The sequence below is a fragment of the Halomonas sp. DP1Y21-3 genome (genome assembly GCF_019801245.1).
GTDB classification, from domain to species: Bacteria; Pseudomonadota; Gammaproteobacteria; order Pseudomonadales; family Halomonadaceae; genus Halomonas; species Halomonas litopenaei.
The window spans coordinates 1-3,791 of sequence record NZ_JAHVJM010000014.1 but is presented as its reverse complement, the minus strand read 5'-3'; the positions used below and the strand labels follow the sequence as shown (position 1 = coordinate 3,791).

Genomic DNA, 3,791 nt, shown 5'->3' with positions numbered 1-3,791 from the left:
GTGCCAAGGCCTCGTCCTTGTAGACCTGGGAGTAACGGGTGCGAGTCTTCTTCATCGACGTTGCTTGCCTTGCCATGGGGTCACCTCGTTCAGTGTACTGCCTTAACGGGGTGTCCACTGTTGGTGGGCAAGATCAATGAGCTCTTTTTCAGCGAGCCTCGGGGCATCACATAGAGCGCGTTGTAGATGGCCTCGAGAGAGACCTGACGTGTAGGGCCATTTGGATACATGCGCTTCAGTGTGATGGTTATCTGCCTAGGAGACCAGTACTTGCGCAACAGATAGGTCACCAGATCGAAGAGAGGCGTACCAAGGCGTAACTTAGATTGTCGTCGTGCTCGATGTCGCGTCAGCGTGGATCTGAAACCCGCCAGACTGGCGTCATAGCCAGCATGAGAAGGTACCGCAGGCCGAGCCAGTTCCCGAGACACCGTGCTGGCAGCTCTCCCCCACTGCCAAGCTAGTTGGCGATGGAGCGTATAAAGTGACCTTCACGCATCAGCATGATGGAGACACGTTCTTCAGCGGTAAGGTGGTGGTATCAATGAGTCATAGCGATAGCGGACGTGATCGATCAGGTGTTGCACTTGCTCATTGAGACCGCCATCCAGTGATCGACCACGGCCCTAGCTTGACCCAGCGAATCGAAGCAATGGGACTAAATCCACGCCTCTTTCTATTGCAAAACTCTCTTCATGAATCTATCTTTTAAGTAAAAAATCTGATAAGGAGAAACTAGAGATAGAATAAGGAAAAAATAACACATAAAAGGCTTTCTTCTTTTTTCAATTACATATTTCCTCAACATTCGATTAGAAAAAACGTGCAATCTATCCATAGCCCAAGTTGTTTTAGTGTAATTATTTCTCAATTCAGGAGAAAAACTGTCTTCACCTCGGTGCAATCGTTCTCTATAAAGCTTGTATACATATCGCTTTAACTTTATCTGTTTTACGCCATGCAGTTCAGCCGAGTTACCTTCTCTAAAAACCCTTACTTTGTAACCGAAATAATCTGGTATATTGGTGAACCTAAAACCCTCTGCATTGGCTCTAAGTAAAAAATCGTAGTCCTCGACTCCCGAGACTTCTCTATAACCATTTAGAGCTTCATAAACTGATTTTCTAGCGCACCAAATATGTGCTAAAGGGGGGCCATACTTGAGTGTTCGTACTAGCGTATCTTCACTTGATGAATATTCAGTGACGTTCACCACATCACCTTCTTTATTTATCCCCACCATACTACAACCAACTATATCAAAACAGGCGTTTTTCTCCAAAAAATCAATAAGCCTCTCGACCCTATTTTCTTCAGAGACATCATCGCCATCCATTCTAACAATATACTCACCAGTTGAGTGAGATAAAGCCACATTTAATGTGAAAGCTATGCCACAGTTTTCAGAATTGCGAATGGTCACGACACGACTATCGCATTTGGCGATTCTAGAAACAATCCCATATGTATTATCGCAGGAGCCATCATCTACCACCACCACTTCAATGTTACCATAGCTCTGAAACAATATACTTTTAACTGCCTCCTCAATGTAGCTTTCAACGTTATATGCGGGAAGTATTACTGAAACTCTTTTTTCCATCCTTTTCTTCCAATATTAATATAATAAGTATTGCAGCGTAGACATATGGTATGGAATGCATCGTGGCCGACATAGAGACAAGCAAAAACGGGAAAATAATTATGCCAGACGACCAACGTCTAACCACCAACAAATTTCTAAAGAAAAACAATATTAACAAGAGTCCGACAACACCTGATTCCAAAAGATATAATACAAAAAAATTGTGCGCCCCAATGCCTATATTCTCAATGGAATTCCCAAATCCCACCCCAAAGAGCAAGCTCTTCAGGTCAGAATTCATTAAATACTCTCCCGTTATGTACAAAATATAAAACTTACTCGAAAGACTCGAATCAATTCTTTCTGAAATCAAGTGGCCGATATATATAACCACTGGAAGTGAAACAACACACAACTGAACAAAAACCCATCTATTCCGGTAAAAAAAGCCTGAAAAGTATGACAAAAATAGCATAAACAAAGTTACTAGTATTGCCGCTCTGGAAAAAGTCAACAGTATCAATATAAAAATTAACCAGCTGTATTTTCCACGCTTTAGCCCCAAGTTACTTGCCATATAACGATTTAGAAAGAACAAAACTACTAGGCACACTCCAACAAAATTCGAATCTTGAAAAACAAAACTATCGAATTTGTATTCATAAAACCGCTCTTCACTTACCAGCCCTGTGAAAACAAACTCGTTGAAATAAAAAACTCTGAAAAATGCTTCTGCGGAAAAATAGACAGTACTAAAGAATACCAAAATACCACAGGACCGTACTAAAACACCTCGTCCGACAGTCGCACAAATACTATTTATAACAAGAAAATAGAGCAAGGAAAAAACAACCCCAAAAAATGCCCCCAAGTCTGGATTCAGAAATATTTGACTTGCTATGAAATAAAAAAGTAGTATCAATGGACCTGCTGGGCTTACCGTGAACTTTATCTTTTTAGAATACAAAATGCAAGAAAACGCAAGGCAAGCCGATAAAGCCACAATCACATACAACGGATCTATTAACAGATATCCACTATATCCAAAACATGAACATAGCAACATTATTACAGCAACACGATTTAACGATAACATATAGACGGCCATCGACATTTAGAAATTTATTAACGCTCTTCGAAGTGTAGATAAACACAACTTCAATAAGCACACTCAAAGAACGAAGATAGTCGATCAAATAGGGCGCCAAAGCTGGCCCCTATAAAAAAGGTGGTGACAGAGAAGTGTCGAGAGCCATCAGGTTGTACAGATGCTGCTTCTGAGTACGACACCGTCAATGCGTTGGCACCGCCCCCTCATGGTGCTACGTCATTAGTTTTCTCTTCATGTCAATGGGGCACTTGAAATCAATGCACTGTCTCGGGCACATATTCACCCCAAGAGCGATTTCGTCTAGTACTTAGATTTTTTCCCTTAGGAAGATATTGCGTATGAGCCCATTGATAGTTTCATTAGCACCTATCGTCACGGGCTATATGGCTAACAGCAATAGATGGTAACACTTGTATTCTGGGTGATCTAGGCGTGTCGGGGCATCTCGCGCTCTTGGTCATATGTCATGCTCATTCGCGCAACCAACGGCCTATTGATCTTACAAACATCAGCTGAACCTAATTTAAGAGATCTTGACTTCCCCGGGTCCTCTAGACTCTTCTGGCCTGTGATTTGAGCATAGGAGGCAGTGCTATGAGTTAACAGAGATATACTCCTCAATTCAAGGACCAAGCGATTCGGCAGGGGCTGGATCGTGGCTACCCCGCTCCTGATGTGGACGAACGGCTCGATGTGTCTGAAGTGTCCCCTTCCAGAGCTCTAAAGGCTATAGCGCAGCACAGAAAACGGGTTCAGGGCTCGCCCGAAGGACGTCCGAGAGCAGTACGAATCTGAATTGCGGAAGATAAAAGAAGCGCTGGGAGAGGCCCACCTGCTGATTTATGCGCTAAAAAATTTTCGCCGCATGCTCGACAATGACAAGAACTCGTAAGCTCACTGCAGGCGCAAATGGCCAGGCATAGCTACGTGGTGTCCGCTCGTCAATCTCTGTCAGTGGCTGATCTTGCCCACCAACAGTGGACACCCCGTTAAGGCAGTACACTGAACGAGGTGACCCCATGGCAAGGCAAGCAACGTCGATGAAGAAGACTCGCACCCGTTACTCCCAGGTCTACAAGGACGAGGCCTTGGCAC

General features: G+C 43.6%; 1 protein-coding gene. It reads right to left on the bottom strand.

Features of this window, described 5'->3' with window-relative positions; translation table 11 throughout:
• Positions 1-676: 676 nt before the first annotated feature.
• Entirely contained in the window at positions 677-1,603 is a 927-nt protein-coding gene (locus tag KUV74_RS20695) for a glycosyltransferase family 2 protein (RefSeq protein WP_222517278.1), read from the bottom strand.
• Between the last annotated feature and the right edge of the window lie 2,188 nt (positions 1,604-3,791).